Consider the following 1,034-nt stretch of genomic DNA (forward strand, 5'->3'; position numbering starts at 1 on the left):
GTATCGGCTGACGTCACTTTCAATGTGGTAAGAGAACAGCAGTTGTTTCTCTTGTGCTCGGCTGTTCATCAGTTGGAACGTGTCTTCAACCATTTGATGTAGGTCGAAGCCCAAGCGGCGAATCTCAAGATGGCCGGCTTCAATTGTCTAGTAATCCAGAACGTCATTTAAGATGGCAAGCAAGGTTTTACCACTGCGGTTGATGATCTCCGCGTAACGCTTTTGAATTGGGTTTAAACCAGAATCCATTAACAAACGAGCAGTACCGAGCACGCCGTTCATCGGCGTTCGAATTTCATGGCTCATTGTCGCTAAGAAGGCCGATTTCGCGCGGCTCGCCTGCTCGGCTTCATTACGCGCCTGAGCGTGGTTCACGACCTCTTCATTCAAGCGCAGGTTTGCTTGTCTCAACTGCGAAGTGCGCTGCTCAATCAATTCTTCCAGGTGTTCTTTGTGCTCTTCCAGCTCTCGTTTGGCTTTTGCCTCCCCTTCTGCCACCACTTTGAGCGCTTGGGCGGTATTGCGGGCGGTGATGATAGCTTGTGCTTTGCGTAGTAACGACTGGTGCATCTTGTTTGGTTTGAGCATCCGTAACGTTGGTGACAATCAGCTCATCTTCAACGTAACCCAGTGCAAATTTCACCACGCCAACAGAGATCACCGCGTGGCGCTCTAGCTCGATGCCAGATTCACCAACCGCTCGGTTTTCACCGTTGATGGTTACGTCCTGACATCCACGCAACATCACCGATTCACTGTCACACACTAAAGTGAAGTGATTGGCTTCTACGCCAGCATCCGATAACACAAGGTCTGCGATAAAGTCGTCGCTACCTAAAACCAATGCGCCTTCTGGCAGTGTGACTTCAACCCCGGAATGCACGCCGGATAAAATACGAATTTTCCATTGCTGCATTTCGGTTATGGCTCCTCTGAAGGGCGAACACATTCGGCCTGTGAAAGGTCACATTCCGCCACTTTGACTCGCCAGCCTACTTGCCCTGATGGCAATTGACATTGAGTTAGCAGCGAGG

2 pseudogenes are annotated in these 1,034 nt (G+C 50.5%); both read right to left on the reverse strand.

The features are described 5' to 3' along the window. Positions 1-549 (reverse strand): annotated as a pseudogene (locus R7Q38_RS24900) (histidine kinase dimerization/phospho-acceptor domain-containing protein); the annotation flags it as partial. Next, positions 536-916, reverse strand: a pseudogene (gene vscD, locus R7Q38_RS24905) (SctD family type III secretion system inner membrane ring subunit VscD); the annotation flags it as partial. The pseudogenes R7Q38_RS24900 and vscD, both read right to left, overlap by 14 nt. Between the last annotated feature and the right edge of the window lie 118 nt (positions 917-1,034).

The sequence above is a fragment of the Vibrio sp. Vb0598 genome (genome assembly GCF_033338935.1).
Lineage (GTDB): Bacteria > Pseudomonadota > Gammaproteobacteria > Enterobacterales > Vibrionaceae > Vibrio > Vibrio alginolyticus.